Source organism: Nonomuraea sp. NPDC005730 (assembly GCF_040630865.1).
Lineage (GTDB): Bacteria > Actinomycetota > Actinomycetes > Streptosporangiales > Streptosporangiaceae > Nonomuraea.
This window is the reverse complement of sequence record NZ_JBEXYK010000002.1, coordinates 362,076-376,376: the sequence shown is the minus strand read 5'-3', so window position 1 is coordinate 376,376 and position 14,301 is coordinate 362,076. Positions and strand designations below refer to the sequence as shown.

Genomic DNA, 14,301 nt, shown 5'->3' with positions numbered 1-14,301 from the left:
AGTTTGTCAGGCAGGGTGACGCGGTCCCCGTCCCCTTCGAAAGGGAATCCGCATGCCCATGCTCCGCCGTACCGGTGTCCTGGTCCTCGCCGCCACGCTCGCGACGGTGACCGGCACCACGGCCGCACAGGCGCAGAGCTCCCAGAGCAGTGGCAGGAACAAAGCCATCGCCAAGTCCCTGGTCACCCAGCGTGGCTGGGGCGCCGCGAGCTACGGCTGCCTGGTCAGGCTCTGGGCCAGAGAGAGCGGCTGGAACCACAGGGCCGGCAACCGGTCGGGCGCCTACGGCATCCCGCAGGCACTTCCGGGCCACAAGATGGCCTCCTCGGGAGCCGACTGGCGCACGAACCCGCGCACCCAGATCCGGTGGGGTCTGGGCTACATCAAGCAGCGGTACGGCTCGCCGTGTCGCGCGTGGGCGCACTTCCAATCCCACAGTTGGTACTGAGCCAAACCCCAGGTACGTCCGCGTTTTCAGTCAAGGACATGCCATATGGGCGACGGGCCGGGCAATCCTGGCCCAGCGAGATCGCCCTTTATCCGAATTGAGCGTGCAAACACCTGTCCTTCGCGTGTCGAGATCGCGGCCCGCGGTCACGGCCCGTAATAGGAATCGTGCTTGAGGACACGTCGTGGCGCCTTCCGGGCCGTCCAGCACGATCGGGCGGTACAGGATCCCGGGAGGCCGCGCGGACCCTCCGCGTCCGAGCCACGGACGCCGGACCGGCAGGGCGCCCCGAGGGGGCGCCCGTCCGCACGCGACCCGATAGCAAGGATCGCCTTGGACAGCAAACGCGTGCTCAGCGGCACTCTTCTCACTATCAGCGCGTTCGGCGTCAGCACCGGCCCGGCCTGGGCGGAGTCCCGGCCTCCGGTGATCAAGATGCGGACCTGGACAACGTCAGCGCAGCCAAAGATCGCGGCCGTACGGCCCGCCGGAAGAAACAAGAAGATCGCCTTGGGACAGGTCGTCCAGCGTGCGTGGAACTACCGGGAGTTCCGCTGCCTGGACAATCTGTGGACCAGGGAGAGCAATTGGAACCACCACGCGCTCAACCGGTCCTCGGGCGCCTACGGGATCCCGCAGGCGCTGCCCGCGGGCAAGATGAGCGGCGCGGGCAAGGACTGGCGGTCCAACCCCGAGACGCAGATCCGCTGGGGCCTGGCCTACATCAAGGGAAGGTACGGCAGGCCCTGCGGCGCCTGGGGGCACTGGAGATCGCACAACTGGTACTGATGTCCGCTCCGGAGGGCATCCGGGCCCGCCCGGGTGCCCTCCTACTGGCCCGCGTGCACCGCGATGGCCTGGATGAGCAGCTCGACCCCGAACTCGAACTCCGCCTCGTGGTCGCACTCGGCCAGCAGCGGCGCCAGCGCGCTCACCTCGGGGAACAGCGCCGGATCGACCACGGCGGCCTCGACCGTGCGGCTGTGGACGGGCGCGAACGTGGGCGTCACGCCGACCTCGCGCAGCAGCGAGCCCACGATGAAGGCGATGAACATGCGCAACATCCGGACGGCGTCGGCCCCGTCGAAGCCCGCGCCGCGCAGCGTGGCCAGCGCCCGCTCGACCGGCAGCAGCCCGGCGTGGGAGTGGAGCTGGCGGCTGACCACCACCATGGTCGAGCGCGGATGGTGATGGGCGATCTGCCGGAAGGCCCGCGCCTGCGCCCGCACCCGGTCGGTCCAGTGGGCGTCGGGGTCGTCGGTGAACTCGATGCCGCTCAGCACGCTCTCGGCCACGCCGTTGAGCAGGGCGTCCTTGTTCGGCACGTGGTTGTAGAGGGACATCACACCGACGCCGAGCTCGGCCGCGATGCGGCGCATGGAGACCGCGTCGGCGCCCTCGCGCTCGATGAGGTCGATGGCCGCGGCCACGATGCGGGGCCTGGACAGGGGCTCGGTGGTCATAGCTCATTCTATTGACGCACGTACACCGTACGTGCAAGGGTCGAGCCGTGGACGTACACCGTACGTAATCCCCCTCGCGGAGGTCCCCCATGTCGACGCACGATCTCTACACCCTCCCCGCCGAGCTCTCCACCTGGGACGTCGGCATGGCCGGCGCCAGCCGGTTCACCTGGGAGTACGACGAGGGCCGCGACCGCATGCTGGCCTTGTACCAGAAGGGCAAGGACAAGCAGTGGGACTCGGCCAAGCGCATCGACTGGGACCTGGAGGTGGACCCGTACAACGTGCTCGGGATCCCCGACACCACGATCGCCATCCACGACACCCCGCTGTGGCACCGGCTCGGCCCCCAGCAGCGCCAGGACGTGCGGCTGCACGGCGCGGCCTGGCAGTTCTCCCAGTTCCTGCACGGCGAGCAGGGCGCGATGATCTGCTCGGCCCGGATCGTGGAGTCGGTGCCCGACCTGGACTCCAAGTTCTACGCCGCCACCCAGACCATGGACGAGGCCCGCCACGCCGAGACCTACGCCCGCTTCCTCCAGGAGAAGGTGGGCCTGGCGTACCCGATCAACGAGCACCTCAAGGCGCTGCTGGAGAGCACGCTCAGCGACTCCCGCTGGGACATGCCCTACCTCGGCATGCAGGTGCTCATCGAGGGCCTGGCCCTGGCCGCGTTCGGCGTCATGCGCGACATCACCACCAAGCCGCTGCCCAAGCAGATCCTCGCGTACGTGATGCAGGACGAGGCCCGGCACGTCGCCTTCGGCCGGATGGCGCTGCGCGACTACTACCAGAACCTGTCGGAGTCCGAGCTGCGCGAGCGCGAGGACTTCGTCATCGAGGGCTGCTACCTGATGCGCGACCGGCTGCGCGGCGCGGAGTCCTGGGAGCACCTGGGCCTGTCCAGGGCCGAGACCGACGAGGTCATGCGGGCCACCGACCAGTCGGAGTACCTGCGGCTGTTCCGCTCGCTGCTGTTCAGCAGGATCGTGCCGTGCGTCAAGGACATCGGGCTGTGGAGCCCGCGGCTGCAGCAGGCGTACGCCGACATGGGCGTGCTGGAGATGGCCGGCCAGTCGCTCGACGCCCTCATGAAGCAGGACGAGGACATCGCCGACAAGCTGGACGAGGCCCGTTTCGCCGCCGAGGAGGCCGAGCGGCACGCCGAGGTCGCCGACACGATCGCCCTCGGCTCGTCCGGGACCGGCTGACCGGCGGTCGGCGGGCGGCGCCCCTCACCGCGCGCCGTGGAAGCGGCGGTGCAGCTCGTGCACCTGTCCGGCCAGCTCCGGGACGGGCCCGTCCACCGCGACGCCCGGCGCGACGGTGTTGACCGGCAGTGTGCTCACCGGCGGCGCCGGCACGCCCAGCTCCGCCAGCCAGCCGGCGAGCTGCGCCGACGACGCCACGTAGACGATGCGCCCGAGGCCCACCCAGGCCTGGGCCGCCGCGCACATCGGGCAGTGCTCGCCGGAGGTGTAGACGGTGGCCGCCGCCCGCTCGCCCGGAGTCAGGTTGGCCGCCGCCCACCGTGCCAGCTCGAACTCCGGATGCCGGGTGCGGTCGCCCCCGGCCACCCGGTTGTGGTCCTCGGCCAGCACGGCGCCGTCCGCGGCGACCAGCACCGACCCGAAGGGCTCGTCGCCCGACTCCAGCGCCTCGGTGGCCAGCTCGACACAGCGCCGCAGGTACGGCAGTTCACTTTCGTCGATCATCGCGACTTCCTGTCCGGTGAGAAAGGTGAGCGGAAAGGACAGCTTCGCCTTAGCGCGGGCCGCGCCCGAGCCGCAGGTGGAAGTGGGCCCGGCCGCCCGGACGACGGCGGGCGCGGGGCCGGCGGACGAGCCCTGAGGGTCTCGTTTTCCGCCCGCAACCTGCAGAAACCGCCACATTTACCGCAAAAAATGGGTTGATCCCACGTATTAATCTGGATGGGATGCCTCCCGATACTGACACACCTCGCCGTCCCCTGCTCTCCTCCAACTCCCTGTGGCGGATGAAGTCCTACCTCCGCCCGTACGCCGCCAGACTGGTGCTCATCTGGCTGGCCGCGATCCTCAGCATCGCCGCGAGCATCGCGCTCCCCCTGATCAGTGAGAAGGTCATCGACGGTCCCGTGATGCGGGGCGACTCCGACGGGCTGCTCCCGCTCGGTCTCATCGCCCTGGGCGTGGGCGTCGTGGAGGCCGGGCTGATCTTCCTGCGGCGCTGGACCCAGGTCAAACCCGTCCTCGGGCTGGAGACCGCGATCCGCGACGACCTCTACGAGCACCTGCAGCGCCTGCCGATGGGCTTCCACGGCGACTGGCAGTCGGGCCAGTTGCTGTCGCGGGCCACGACGGACCTGTCCACGATCCGCCGCTTCCTCGGCTTCGGCATGCTCTTCCTGGTGATGAACATCCTCCAGCTCATCACGGTGACCGTGCTCCTGCTGAACAAGTACTGGCCGCTCGGGCTGCTGGTGCTGGCCTCGGCCGTGCCGATCGTGTGGACGTCCCTGCGGTTCGAGAAGCGGTACATCAAGATCTCCCGCCAGGTCCAGGACGAGCAGGGCGACCTCGCCACGCTCGTCGAGGAGTCGGCCATCGGCATCCGTACGATCAAGGCGTTCGGCCGCCGCCACCACGTCTACGACCGGTACGACGAGGCGGCCCGCAAGGTGTACGGCACCTCGGTCGACAAGGCCACCCTGTCGGCCAGGTTCTTCGCCTTCCTCGAAGTGATCCCCAACGTCACCCTGGCCCTGGTGCTGCTGCTCGGCGCGCTCGCGGTGGGCGCCGGCTCGATGACGCTGGGCACGCTGGTCGCCTTCACCACCCTGATGCTCCAGCTTGTCTGGCCGATCGCCAGCCTCGGCTACATCCTGGCCATGGCCCAGGAGGCGATGACCTCCGCCGACCGGGTCATGGAGGTCATGGACACCGTCCCGGCCATCGAGAGCGGCAGCCGCACGATCGAGCTGCCCCGGGGCCACCTGCGGTTCGAGGGCGTCGGGTTCGCCTTCCCCGGCGCGGACGAGCCGGTGCTGCGCGACGTCTGGCTGGACGTGCACCCCGGCGAGACGGTCGCGATCGTGGGCGCGACCGGCGCCGGCAAGACCACGCTGACCGCGCTGGTGCCCCGGCTGATCGACGCCACCACGGGCCGCGTGACCATCGACGGCGAGGACGTGCGCGACCTCGACCTGACCACGCTGCGCTCGCTGGTGGCCACCGCGTTCGAGGAGCCGACGCTGTTCTCGATGAGCGTGCGCGAGAACCTCATGCTCGGCCGGCTCGACGCCACCGAGGAGGAGATGGCCGACGCGATCGCCACCGCCCAGGCCGGCTTCGTGTACGACCTGCCCTGGGGCCTCGACACCCGCATCGGCGAGCAGGGCCTGTCGCTGTCGGGCGGGCAGCGGCAGCGGCTCGCCCTGGCGCGGGCGGTGCTGAGCAGGCCGCGGGTGCTCGTCCTCGACGACACCCTGTCCGCGCTCGACGTGGAGACCGAGGCGCTGGTGGAGGAGGCGTTGCGGCACGTCCTGCGTGAGGCGACCGGCATCGTGGTCGCCCACCGCGCCTCGACCGTGCTGCTGGCCGACAAGGTGGCGCTGCTGCGCGACGGCACCATCACGCACGTCGGCCGCCACCACGAGCTGCTGGCCGACGTGCCCGAGTACCGCGAGCTGCTGGCCCAGGACGCCGACTTCGACCCCTCGGAAGGAGCCCTGCGATGACCGCCGCCCCCGTCTCCTCCTGGCGCGGCGTCGCCTCCGAGGAGCAGGACGAACTGCCGGAGAAGGTGTCGGTGCTGCTGCGGGAGCGCTCCCGCAGGCTGCTCGGCGACCTGCTGCGTCCCTACCGCAAGGCCATCGCGCTGCTCACCGCGATCATCGTCGTCTCGAACGCCGCGGCGCTGGCGATCCCGTACCTGGTCAAGGTGGGGATCGACGACGGCATCCCGCCGATGGCCCGCGGGTCGGGGCCGTCGGTCCTGCTGGTCGTGGTCGGCGTGATCCTGGCCGCGGCCGTCACACAGGCGCTCACCCGGCAGGCGTTCCTGCGCCTGTCGGGGAAGATCGGCCAGAGCGTGCTGCTGGAGCTGCGCAGGCGGGTGTTCGACCACTTCCAGCGGCTGTCGCTGAGCTTCCACGAGAAGTACACCTCGGGCCGGGTCATCTCCCGGCTGACCTCCGACATCGAGGCCATCTCCGAGCTGCTCCAGTCGGGCTTCGACGGGCTGGTCAAGGCGGTGCTGACGATGTTCGGCACGGCCGCGCTGCTGCTCGTCCTCGACGTGCACCTCGGCCTGGTGGCGCTGGTCCCGCTGCCGCTGCTGCTGCTGTTCACCCGGTGGTTCCGGCGGCAGTCGGTGATCGTCTACCGGCGGACGCGGGAGACGGTCGCACTGGTGATCGTGCACTTCGTGGAGTCGATGACCGGCATCCGCGCGGTGCAGGCGTTCCGCAGGGAGCCGCGCAACCAGGAGATCTTCGCCCAGCTCAACGACGACTACCGGGACGCCAACGCGCGCAGCATGGTCCTGGGCGCCGAGTTCATGTTCGGCATCAAGCTGATCGGCAACCTGACCGTCGGCGGGGTGCTGCTCTACGGCGGCTACCTGGCGATCCAGGGCGAGGTCACGGTCGGCGTGCTGGCCGCGTTCCTGCTGTACCTGCGGCAGTTCTACGAGCCGATGCAGGAGCTCAGCCAGTTCTACAACACGCTGCAGTCGGCGGGCGCGGCCCTGGAGAAGCTGTCGGGCGTGCTGGAGGAGGAGCCGGGGGTGCCGGAGCCGCGCCGGCCCGAGCCGCTGCCCCAGCAGGCCCGCGGCATGGTGCGCTTCGAGGACGTGCGCTTCGCCTACGTCGAGGAGATGCCGATCCTGCCCGGCCTCGACCTGACGATCCCCGGCGGGCAGAGCGTGGCGCTGGTCGGCGCGACCGGCGCGGGCAAGACGACGCTGGCCAAGCTGATCTCCCGCTTCTACGACCCGACCGCGGGCCGCGTGCTGCTCGACGGCGTCGATCTGCGCGACCTGGACGAGACGACCCTGCGCCAGGCCGTGGTCATGGTGACGCAGGAGAACTTCCTGTTCAGCGGCACGGTCTCGGACAACATCAGGTTCGGCCGGCCGGACGCCACCGACCGGCAGATCCGCGAGGCGGCCAAGGCGATCGGCGCGCACGAGTTCGTCGCCGGGCTGCCCGACGGCTACGACACCGAGGTCGGCAAGCGCGGCGGGCGCATGTCGGCGGGCCAGCGGCAGCTCATCGCGTTCGCCAGGGCGTTCCTCGCCGATCCCGCGGTGCTCATCCTCGACGAGGCCACCTCCAGCCTCGACGTGCCGAGCGAGCGGCTGGTGCAGCGGGCGCTGCGCACGATCCTCGCCGACCGCACCGCGCTGATCATCGCCCACCGGCTCTCGACCGTGGAGATCGCCGACCGGGTGCTGGTGATGGAGGCCGGCCAGGTCGTCGAGGACGGTCCGCCCGACCGGCTCATCGCCGCCTCGGGCCGCTTCGCCGGGCTGCACCGGGCCTGGCTGGAGAGCCTGAGCCAATGACCGCGACGCCATCGGCCCACCGCGCGGGCGGCGGGCCGATGGCGGGCGGGCGCGCTAGTGGTGGGCGGGCGCGACGGCCACGAGGTTGCGGTACAGCTCGTACCCGACGAACAGGGCGACGGGCACGCCGACCGCGACGAGCAGCCGACCGGTCAAAGGCGCCCCGGACAGGGGCGCCTTCGACTCCTCCAGCACCGGACCCGACGCGGCGCCGAGCTCGGGCACGAGTTCCGGCAGCACTTCGGGCGCCGGCCGCAGCTCGGGGTGCCTGGCCAGGTAACCGCTGGGGAACGACGTCACGTGATAGGCGCCGCATCCCGGGCAGCACGTGCCCGACCAGGGGGGTTGCACGGCAACGCCGGAACTGAGCCAGATCTCGACCTGATTGCCGTGGTCGTCGGCGAAATGCCGGACGACGAATTCCTCCTCCCAGACACGCAGACAGCGCAGGCACTCGAAGGGCCAGGTCTCGCGGGTCTCGAACCCGTCGCGCACGAGGATCACCCCCGGCTGGGATTCGGTGGTCTAGACCTGAGTCTGCGCCTGACCTCGCGCCTGCGCAAGGCGCACCTTATGACACTTCAAGCTACGAAACGCTTACCAAGTGTCATGGTTTAGCGCCGTTTTTCGGCACTTGCCCGCCCGCCGTCGCGTCCCGCGTCAGTACGGACGCCGCGGCGGAACCGGGCTGAGCAGCGGCGTCGCGTCCGGCACGACGGGCTCGTCCGGCCGGAACAGCTCCGGATGGCGGGCGAGATAACCGGCCGGGAACGTGGTGGTCTGCTGACAGCCGCAGTGCGGGCAGATCACCCCGGACGACGGCGGCGGCACCACGAGCCCGTCCCTGAGCCAGATCTCGGCGGCGTTCCCGTGCTCGTCGTCGACGTGCCTGACGAGGTAGTCCTCTTCCCAGACGTGCCAGCAGCCGCGGCACTCGAAGGGCAGGGTCCTGCGTTCTTCCTCCACTGAGGTCACCCCCTCACTACGAGTGTCCGCCTCCCCTCCGGCACATCGCAAGCCGGGGGTCACCGGACCGTGAGCACGAAGGTGACCGCGCCGAGCACCACGCTGAGGGTGCCGAGCCAGGCGAACAACGCGTCCAGACCCGCCTCGATGGGCCGCCCGCCGTGCAGGGCCTCCTGGACCCGGCGGAAGCGCACGCCCGTCCTGATCAGCAGGACGGCGCCGCAGAGCGCGGCCAGCGCGAACCCCGCGACGGCCACGGCGGGCAGGCCGTGGCGCACCGCGAGCCCGGCGGCGCCGAGCCCGCCCGTGGCCAGCGCCACGGCGGTACGGACCCAGGCCAGGCGGGTGCGCTCGCTCTGCAGGCCCTCGTCCCAGATCTCCTGTGACATCTACACCGACAGGATGATGAGCACGAGGGCGACGACGGCCACGGTGGCGACGCCGTACCCGAAGACGGCCGCGAGGGCGGGCGGCGGGAGCGGCGCCTGGTTGCGCAGGGCGCGCTGGATGTTGCGCCAGCGCGGATAGGCCATGCCCGCCGCCAGCGCGGACAACGACACCAGCATGACCGCCAGCACCGTGCGGACCCACGGCACGAACACGTCGGAGGGCACCGCCGCCATGGCCACCCCGCCCGCGCTGAGCGCCAGCGCCGTGCTCAGCCACGTCAGGAAGGTGCGTTCGTTGGCCAAGGTGAAACGCGGGTCGGGTTCCATGCCTTATATGGTAATTCGTCCCCTTTTCCCCTAGAGAGACCGGGATTTCAGCTGCACGCCTTGGCGACCTGCTGGGCGTAGTCGACCGCCTCGCTGCCCACCTTCTGGGCCGCGTCGACGGCGTCGTTGACGTTCTGCACGTTTATCCCGCCCAAAGTCTTGGCAAGGTCTTCGCTGGCCTGCTTGAGCGTGGTGTTGGCGGCCTTGTCGGCCACGTCGTTGAGCTGGCCCGCGGCGTCGTCGAGCGCCTTCTCCATGGCCTTGGGGTCGTCGGTGAGGTCCTTGACCTTGGCGGCCAGCTCCGTGACGATCTTCGGCGCCTCCAGACACGCCTGGGCCTTGTCGATCGTGTTGTTGACCTCGCCGCACCCGGCGGCCAGGACGCAAACGGCGAAGAGCGCCAGGGGCACGAACCGGCTCTTGATGAGTCGCATACCTCGACCTTACCCAGCGCCCCGCGCCCGCGGCGGCGCGCGCGTTCAGCGAAGGAGCCCCGATCGACGGCCGGCGACGGCGAAGGCGGCCGTGATCCGGTCGAGCTGGGCGTCGGTGTGGGTGGCGGTGATGCTGACCCGGATGAGCGCCTGCCCCGGCGGCACCCCCGGCGAGATCATCGCCGTGGTGAACACCCCTTCGTCGAACAGCTCCCGCCACAGCCGGAGACACAGCAGGTCCTCCCCCACCGGCACGGCGATGACCGGACGGTCCGACGGCACGACGGCGTACCCCAGCCCGGCCAGCTCGCCGCTCAGCCGCCCGGCCGCCGCCCGCAACCGGCGCCGCCGTTCGGGCTCTGCCGCCACGATCTCCAGGGCGGCCAGCGCGGCGGCGGCGCAGGCCGGTGGCAGCGCGGCGGTGAACACCATGGACCGCGCGTGGTGGCGCAGGTAGAGGATGATCTCCGCGGGCCCGGCGACCGCGCCGCCGATCGTGCCGAACGACTTGGAGAAGGTGACGGTCTGCACGTCCACCGCGTCCTCCAGGCCGTGCGCCTCGGCGGCGCCGCGACCGGCGTCACCGAGCAGGCCGGCGTCGTGGGCGCTGTCCATCACGACGCGGGCTCCGTACGCGCGGGCGAGCTTGGCGATGCCCGGCAGGTCGCACACGTTCCCCGAGGTGGAGAACATGCCCTCGGTCACGATCAGCCGGCCGGCGGCCGGGTCGACCGCGGCCAGCAGCCGTTCCAGGTGGTCCATGTCGTTGTGCCGGTAGCGGCGTAAGCGGGCTCCGCCCAGGCGTACGGCGTCGATGAGGCACGCGTGCACCAGCCGGTCGCCGATCACCACGTCGCCCGGCCCCAGCAGCGCGCCCAGCGCGAGGTTGGCCAGGTAGCCGGCGCTGGTCACCATGACCGCCGGACGTCCGAGGAACTCCGCGAGCCGCGCCTCCAGCTCCTCGTGCAGCGCGAGGGAGCCGTTCGTCAGCCGCGAACCGCCGCTGCCCGCCCCGAGCCGCCGGATCGCCGCGACGGCGGCCTCCTTGACGCGCGGATCCCCCGAGAGCCCGAGATAGTCGTTGGACCCGGCCTGCACCAGCACCCGCCCGCCGACCACCACCTCCCCGTCGCCCGGCCGCTCCTGGATCGGGTGGTAGTAGGGATAGACGCCCAGTTCCTTGACCGGCTGGTACCCGGGCAGACGACACTTCGCGAACACATCGGCCATGCCTTCTCACTCCCCTGAGCGCGGCCCCCTGGGAAAAGTCTGGTCGACCACCCCGCGAACCGCGCACGACCCGTTCGCCGAAGGCCCGGCACACGCAGTGTTTTAGCAGGTCAGGGCCCGTAGAGGAGGTCTGGGCGGAAGGCGACGGCGGCCGGGTCCTAGGATCTGATCCATGGCAATGTGCGAGCATCTTTCCAAGGCCGACGACCCGGCGGCGAAGACCCCAGAGGGCTGCGAGGAGTGCCTGGCCAGCGGCAGCCGATGGGTGCATCTGCGGCGCTGCCTGGAGTGCGGCCACGTCGGCTGCTGCGACTCCTCGCCCAACAAGCACGCGACCAAGCATTTCCACGAGACCACGCACCCGGTGATCCAGTCGTTCGAACCGGGCGAGAGCTGGCGCTGGTGCTTCGTGGACAACCAGATGGGCTGACCCGGCCACGCCGGCCGACGCCCTCGGCGGCGCCCGGCGGGTCAGCGTTCGAGGATGGCCTCCTCGAAGTCGAGCTGGGCCATCACCTCGCGCAGCACCTCGTCGTCGAGGCGGCGCTCGTCGCGCAGGCGGACGAACACCTCGCGCTCGGCCGTGAGCATGTCACGGCGCAGCCGCCGGTAGATGCTGCTGGGTGTCTCGGCGCCGCCCTGCGCGGTGCCGCCGCCCAGACGTTCCCACGCGGTCAGCGACCGCCGCCACGACTTCTCCCTGAGCTGGTCGATGACCTGCTTCTTGATCTCGTCGGGCTCGCCCTCCTGCTCGACCAGCCGTGCGAGCTCGGCCAGGCCCGCCTCCAGCGCGGCCTGCTGGGCGGCCGCCTCGGCCAGCGTGTCCTCGTAGCGCTCCTGCTCGCTCGACACGCGCAGCTTCCTGATCAGCGCGGGGAACGTCATGCCCTGGATCAGCAGGGTGCCGATCACCGTGGTGAACGTCAGGAACAGCAGCATGGCCCGGTCGCGGGCCGGGATCTCCGGCGGGATGGAGAACGCCGCCGCGAGCGACACCACGCCCCGCATGCCGGCCCAGCCCAGGATCACCGTCTGCTGCGGGCTGGGCGCCGGGCCCCGCCGGACGAGCTTGACCAGCGGGGTGAAGGCGAACACCCACACGAACCTGGACACGATCGTCACCGCGAGCACCGCCAGCGCGTAGCCGGCGACCTGCCAGGGGCTGTAGCCGGTGATGCCCTGGACCACGGTCACGAGCTGCAGCCCGATGAGCGCGAAGACGATCGACTCCAGGAAGAAGTCGGTGACCTTCCACACCGCGTCGGACACCAGCCGGGTGCCGAACCCCCGCTGGTGCATGCGGTTGCCCAGGTAGAGGCCGACAACCACGACGGAGATCACGCCCGAGGCGTGCACCGGCTCGGGCCCGAGCCCGGAGACGTGCACGGACTCGGCCGCGAGATAGGCCGCGAACGGGATCAGCAGCATCAGCGTGTTCTCGACCAGCGAGTCGCGGGTGTGCTGGAACACCCAGGCGAACACGAACGCCAGCGCCAGCCCGATCGCCACCCCGCCGAGCGCCGCGAACAGGAACTGCGCCACGCCCTGGAACAGGTCGATGCTGCCGCCGACGGCCGCCCCGATGGCCACCCGGTAGGCCGTCAGCGCCGTGGCGTCGTTGAACAGGCTCTCGCCGATGAGGATCGTCAGCGACTTGCGCGGCAGCCCGAGCCGCCGGCCCACGGCGACGGCCGCCACGGCGTCGGGCGGCGCGATGATCGCGCCGAGCGCGAAGGCGGCGGCCAGCGGGAGCTGCGGCAGCAGCAGGTGGACGACCAGCCCCACCACGGCCGTGGTGAACAGCACCAGGCCGATCGACAGCAGCGCCACGGCCCGTTTGACGTCACGCAGGCGCAGGTAGGAGCTGTCGAGCGCGGCCGAGTAGAGCAGCGGCGGCAGGAACACGAACAGCACCAGCTCCGGCTGCAGCGGCACGGCCGGCACCAGCGGCGAGACCAGCAGGCCGGCCGCGACCAGCAACAGCGGGGCCGGCCAGCCCCGCCGCCGCGCCACGGCCGCGACCGCCACCGCGCCACCGGCCATCAGCAGCAGTTGCAGGCCCATGGTCGGGTTCAACGACGCTCCTCCAGCTCGCCCGGGTGGATGCCGAGAGCGTACCCGGCGGGCGGGAGGAGGTTGTCACCACTCCCGGCGGTCGTGCCCGTCGCCGTAGTCCTGCTGCTGGTCGGGGCGCAGGCGTTCGCCGGTCGAGAACAGGGGGTCGGTCACGTAGGGACGGCCCATGTTCGGGTCGGACGACTGCGGCGGGTACTCCTGGCGGCCGAGCGCCAGCAGCGGGTCCACCGGGTTGGGCGGCGGGGACTGCTGGTAGCCCTGGTAGTTGTCGGCCGCGCGGTAGGAGTCCTGGGCGGGCGCGGGGCTGTGCCGGCGGCCGGCGCCGGGGATGCCGTGCATGGGAGTGCCGAGCCCGGCCGTGCTCTGCGGCTGGGCCTGATGCTGCGGCGGCGGCTGCGGCTGGGACTGGGGCTGGGGCGGCGGCTGGTAGGAGCCGTACGAGTCCGCGGAGTACTGCTGGGCCGGCGGGAAGGGGTCGGCGGCCTGGGAGGGGAAGCCGAGCGGGTCGGTGCTCAGCGGCGCCGGACGGCGCTGGTCGGCGGGCAGCTGGTAGACGGGCTCGCTGCTCTCGACGTACTGGGGGCCGGTGAAGGGGTCGCCGGTGTACTGCGGGCCGCTCAGCGGATCGCCCGTGTACTGCGGGCCGCTGAAGGCGTCACCCGTGTACTGCGGGCCGCTCAGCGGATCGCCCGTGTACTGCGGGCCGCTGAACGGGTCGCCGGTGTAGTGGGGGCCGCTGTGCGGGTCGCCGGGGTACTGGGCGGCGGGCTGCTCGACGTACTGGGGGCCGGTGAAGGGGGTGCGCTCGCCGTACGACGGCGTCTCCCGGGGGCCGGTGGTCTCGCTGTAGGAGGCCACCAGTTTGTCCTGCGGCGCAGGGCCGCGCGCGACCAGCACGTCGTTGGGCGACAGCGACGCGGTGGGCCGCTCGTCGAGCGCGGGCGGCGGAGGCTGCTGCTGGGCGTGCTGGGGCGGCCGATGGTACGTCCCGGTGCCCGGCATGACCTCGGTGCCCGGATCGGCCGCGGGCACCGCGGGCTGCTCGCCCGTGGCCTCGGCGTAGCCGTCGTCGAGCGTGTCGAGCAGCCTGCCGACGTCCTCCATCGGCATGCGGAAGCTCGCTGTGCACATCTCCCCTCGCCACAGGCTGAGGACCAGTGTGCCCTCATGCCACGTGACCCGGAGGCACCGCTCCTGACCTCGTGCATCGAAGAAGACTTCGCCGAACGACGGCAACGGGACAACTTCCGACATGGCAGACATACTGCTTTAACCAGCCTTTATTCGTCCACTCAACCCCGGAAAACCCTACCTAACCGCTCTCACCATCGAGACCGTGAACCCCTTCGATCACACCAGCAAGATCTTCCTGACCAGTTGGAGTTCCGCTCGACAGTGTGCCACGCGACTCCCGCGGGGAG

At 70.9% G+C, this 14,301-nt stretch carries 16 protein-coding genes; 6 read left to right on the top strand and 10 right to left on the bottom strand.

The features are described 5' to 3' along the window. The first annotated feature begins 52 nt into the window (after positions 1-52). The gene (locus tag ABZ444_RS04485) at positions 53-448 is read left to right on the top strand and encodes a transglycosylase SLT domain-containing protein (protein WP_357992537.1); all 396 of its coding nucleotides are present in this window, start codon (positions 53-55) and stop codon (positions 446-448) included. A 333-nt stretch (positions 449-781) separates the two neighbouring features. Then, positions 782-1,237 carry a transglycosylase SLT domain-containing protein gene (locus ABZ444_RS04480; protein ID WP_357964708.1) on the top strand — a complete coding sequence of 152 codons (456 nt, stop codon included), beginning with the start codon at positions 782-784 and terminating at the stop codon, positions 1,235-1,237. 41 nt (positions 1,238-1,278) lie between these two features. Here the strand turns inward: ABZ444_RS04480 and ABZ444_RS04475 are convergent, their stop codons facing one another. Next, complete coding sequence (locus ABZ444_RS04475; protein ID WP_357992534.1) at positions 1,279-1,911, bottom strand: TetR/AcrR family transcriptional regulator C-terminal domain-containing protein; 633 nt, start codon at positions 1,909-1,911, stop codon at positions 1,279-1,281. A gap of 89 nt (positions 1,912-2,000) precedes the next feature. Here ABZ444_RS04475 and ABZ444_RS04470 point away from each other — a divergent pair, with 89 nt between their 5' ends. After that, the gene (locus ABZ444_RS04470) at positions 2,001-3,122 is read left to right on the top strand and encodes a ferritin-like domain-containing protein (RefSeq protein ID WP_357992531.1); all 1,122 of its coding nucleotides are present in this window, start codon (positions 2,001-2,003) and stop codon (positions 3,120-3,122) included. A 24-nt stretch (positions 3,123-3,146) separates the two neighbouring features. On the opposite strand, the gene ABZ444_RS04465 is transcribed toward ABZ444_RS04470, so the two are convergent. Further along, positions 3,147-3,626 carry a nucleoside deaminase gene (locus tag ABZ444_RS04465; RefSeq protein WP_357992528.1) on the bottom strand — a complete coding sequence of 160 codons (480 nt, stop codon included), beginning with the start codon at positions 3,624-3,626 and terminating at the stop codon, positions 3,147-3,149. A 221-nt stretch (positions 3,627-3,847) separates the two neighbouring features. Here ABZ444_RS04465 and ABZ444_RS04460 point away from each other — a divergent pair, with 221 nt between their 5' ends. Both ABZ444_RS04460 and ABZ444_RS04455 read left to right on the top strand, forming a co-directional pair. Beyond that, positions 3,848-5,629 (top strand): ABC transporter ATP-binding protein, encoded by a 1,782-nt coding sequence (locus ABZ444_RS04460; RefSeq protein ID WP_357992525.1) that lies wholly within the window; start codon positions 3,848-3,850, stop codon positions 5,627-5,629. Further along, the gene (locus tag ABZ444_RS04455; RefSeq protein WP_357992522.1) at positions 5,626-7,458 is read left to right on the top strand and encodes an ABC transporter ATP-binding protein; all 1,833 of its coding nucleotides are present in this window, start codon (positions 5,626-5,628) and stop codon (positions 7,456-7,458) included. Before ABZ444_RS04460 ends, ABZ444_RS04455 begins: the two co-directional genes overlap by 4 nt. 54 nt (positions 7,459-7,512) lie before the next feature. On the opposite strand, the gene ABZ444_RS04450 is transcribed toward ABZ444_RS04455, so the two are convergent. The 6 genes from ABZ444_RS04450 to ABZ444_RS04425 form a co-directional block, all read right to left on the bottom strand. Beyond that, positions 7,513-7,953, bottom strand: a complete 441-nt coding sequence (locus ABZ444_RS04450; RefSeq protein ID WP_357992519.1) for a hypothetical protein — start codon at positions 7,951-7,953, stop codon at positions 7,513-7,515. 165 nt (positions 7,954-8,118) lie between these two features. Next, on the bottom strand, positions 8,119-8,433 hold the full coding sequence (locus tag ABZ444_RS04445) for a hypothetical protein (protein ID WP_357992516.1): 315 nt from the start codon (positions 8,431-8,433) through the stop codon (positions 8,119-8,121). A gap of 50 nt (positions 8,434-8,483) precedes the next feature. Further along, positions 8,484-8,813, bottom strand: coding sequence for a DUF202 domain-containing protein (locus ABZ444_RS04440; protein WP_357992513.1), 330 nt, complete (start codon positions 8,811-8,813; stop codon positions 8,484-8,486). Further along, positions 8,814-9,140, bottom strand: a complete 327-nt coding sequence (locus tag ABZ444_RS04435) for a DUF202 domain-containing protein (RefSeq protein WP_352363977.1) — start codon at positions 9,138-9,140, stop codon at positions 8,814-8,816. A 47-nt stretch (positions 9,141-9,187) separates the two neighbouring features. Continuing rightward, positions 9,188-9,574: a hypothetical protein gene (locus tag ABZ444_RS04430; RefSeq protein WP_357992510.1), complete on the bottom strand. Its 387-nt coding sequence runs from the start codon at positions 9,572-9,574 to the stop codon at positions 9,188-9,190. 45 nt (positions 9,575-9,619) lie between these two features. Beyond that, positions 9,620-10,804 (bottom strand): aminotransferase class I/II-fold pyridoxal phosphate-dependent enzyme, encoded by a 1,185-nt coding sequence (locus ABZ444_RS04425; RefSeq protein ID WP_357992507.1) that lies wholly within the window; start codon positions 10,802-10,804, stop codon positions 9,620-9,622. A gap of 172 nt (positions 10,805-10,976) precedes the next feature. Between ABZ444_RS04425 and ABZ444_RS04420 the strand changes: the two genes are divergently transcribed. Next, positions 10,977-11,234, top strand: a complete 258-nt coding sequence (locus ABZ444_RS04420; protein ID WP_357992504.1) for a UBP-type zinc finger domain-containing protein — start codon at positions 10,977-10,979, stop codon at positions 11,232-11,234. Between the two features lie 41 nt (positions 11,235-11,275). On the opposite strand, the gene ABZ444_RS04415 is transcribed toward ABZ444_RS04420, so the two are convergent. Then, complete coding sequence (locus ABZ444_RS04415) at positions 11,276-12,880, bottom strand: Na+/H+ antiporter (protein WP_357992501.1); 1,605 nt, start codon at positions 12,878-12,880, stop codon at positions 11,276-11,278. Between the two features lie 63 nt (positions 12,881-12,943). Then, on the bottom strand, positions 12,944-13,990 hold the full coding sequence (locus ABZ444_RS04410; RefSeq protein ID WP_357992498.1) for a hypothetical protein: 1,047 nt from the start codon (positions 13,988-13,990) through the stop codon (positions 12,944-12,946). Positions 13,991-14,301: the final 311 nt, after the last annotated feature.

Excerpts from the sequence above, each read along its gene's own strand:
- ABZ444_RS04440 (WP_357992513.1), bottom strand. The coding sequence starts at position 8,813 with ATGTCACAGGAGATCTGGGACGAGGGCCTGCAGAGCGAGCGCACCCGC.
- ABZ444_RS04485 (WP_357992537.1), top strand. The coding sequence starts at position 53 with ATGCCCATGCTCCGCCGTACCGGTGTCCTGGTCCTCGCCGCCACGCTC.
- ABZ444_RS04460 (WP_357992525.1), top strand. The coding sequence starts at position 3,848 with ATGCCTCCCGATACTGACACACCTCGCCGTCCCCTGCTCTCCTCCAAC.
- ABZ444_RS04470 (WP_357992531.1), top strand. The coding sequence starts at position 2,001 with ATGTCGACGCACGATCTCTACACCCTCCCCGCCGAGCTCTCCACCTGG.
- ABZ444_RS04425 (WP_357992507.1), bottom strand. The coding sequence starts at position 10,804 with ATGGCCGATGTGTTCGCGAAGTGTCGTCTGCCCGGGTACCAGCCGGTC.
- ABZ444_RS04455 (WP_357992522.1), top strand. The coding sequence starts at position 5,626 with ATGACCGCCGCCCCCGTCTCCTCCTGGCGCGGCGTCGCCTCCGAGGAG.
- ABZ444_RS04430 (WP_357992510.1), bottom strand. The coding sequence starts at position 9,574 with ATGCGACTCATCAAGAGCCGGTTCGTGCCCCTGGCGCTCTTCGCCGTT.
- ABZ444_RS04410 (WP_357992498.1), bottom strand. The coding sequence starts at position 13,990 with ATGCCGATGGAGGACGTCGGCAGGCTGCTCGACACGCTCGACGACGGC.
- ABZ444_RS04435 (WP_352363977.1), bottom strand. The coding sequence starts at position 9,140 with ATGGAACCCGACCCGCGTTTCACCTTGGCCAACGAACGCACCTTCCTG.
- ABZ444_RS04465 (WP_357992528.1), bottom strand. The coding sequence starts at position 3,626 with ATGATCGACGAAAGTGAACTGCCGTACCTGCGGCGCTGTGTCGAGCTG.
- ABZ444_RS04420 (WP_357992504.1), top strand. The coding sequence starts at position 10,977 with ATGGCAATGTGCGAGCATCTTTCCAAGGCCGACGACCCGGCGGCGAAG.
- ABZ444_RS04475 (WP_357992534.1), bottom strand. The coding sequence starts at position 1,911 with ATGACCACCGAGCCCCTGTCCAGGCCCCGCATCGTGGCCGCGGCCATC.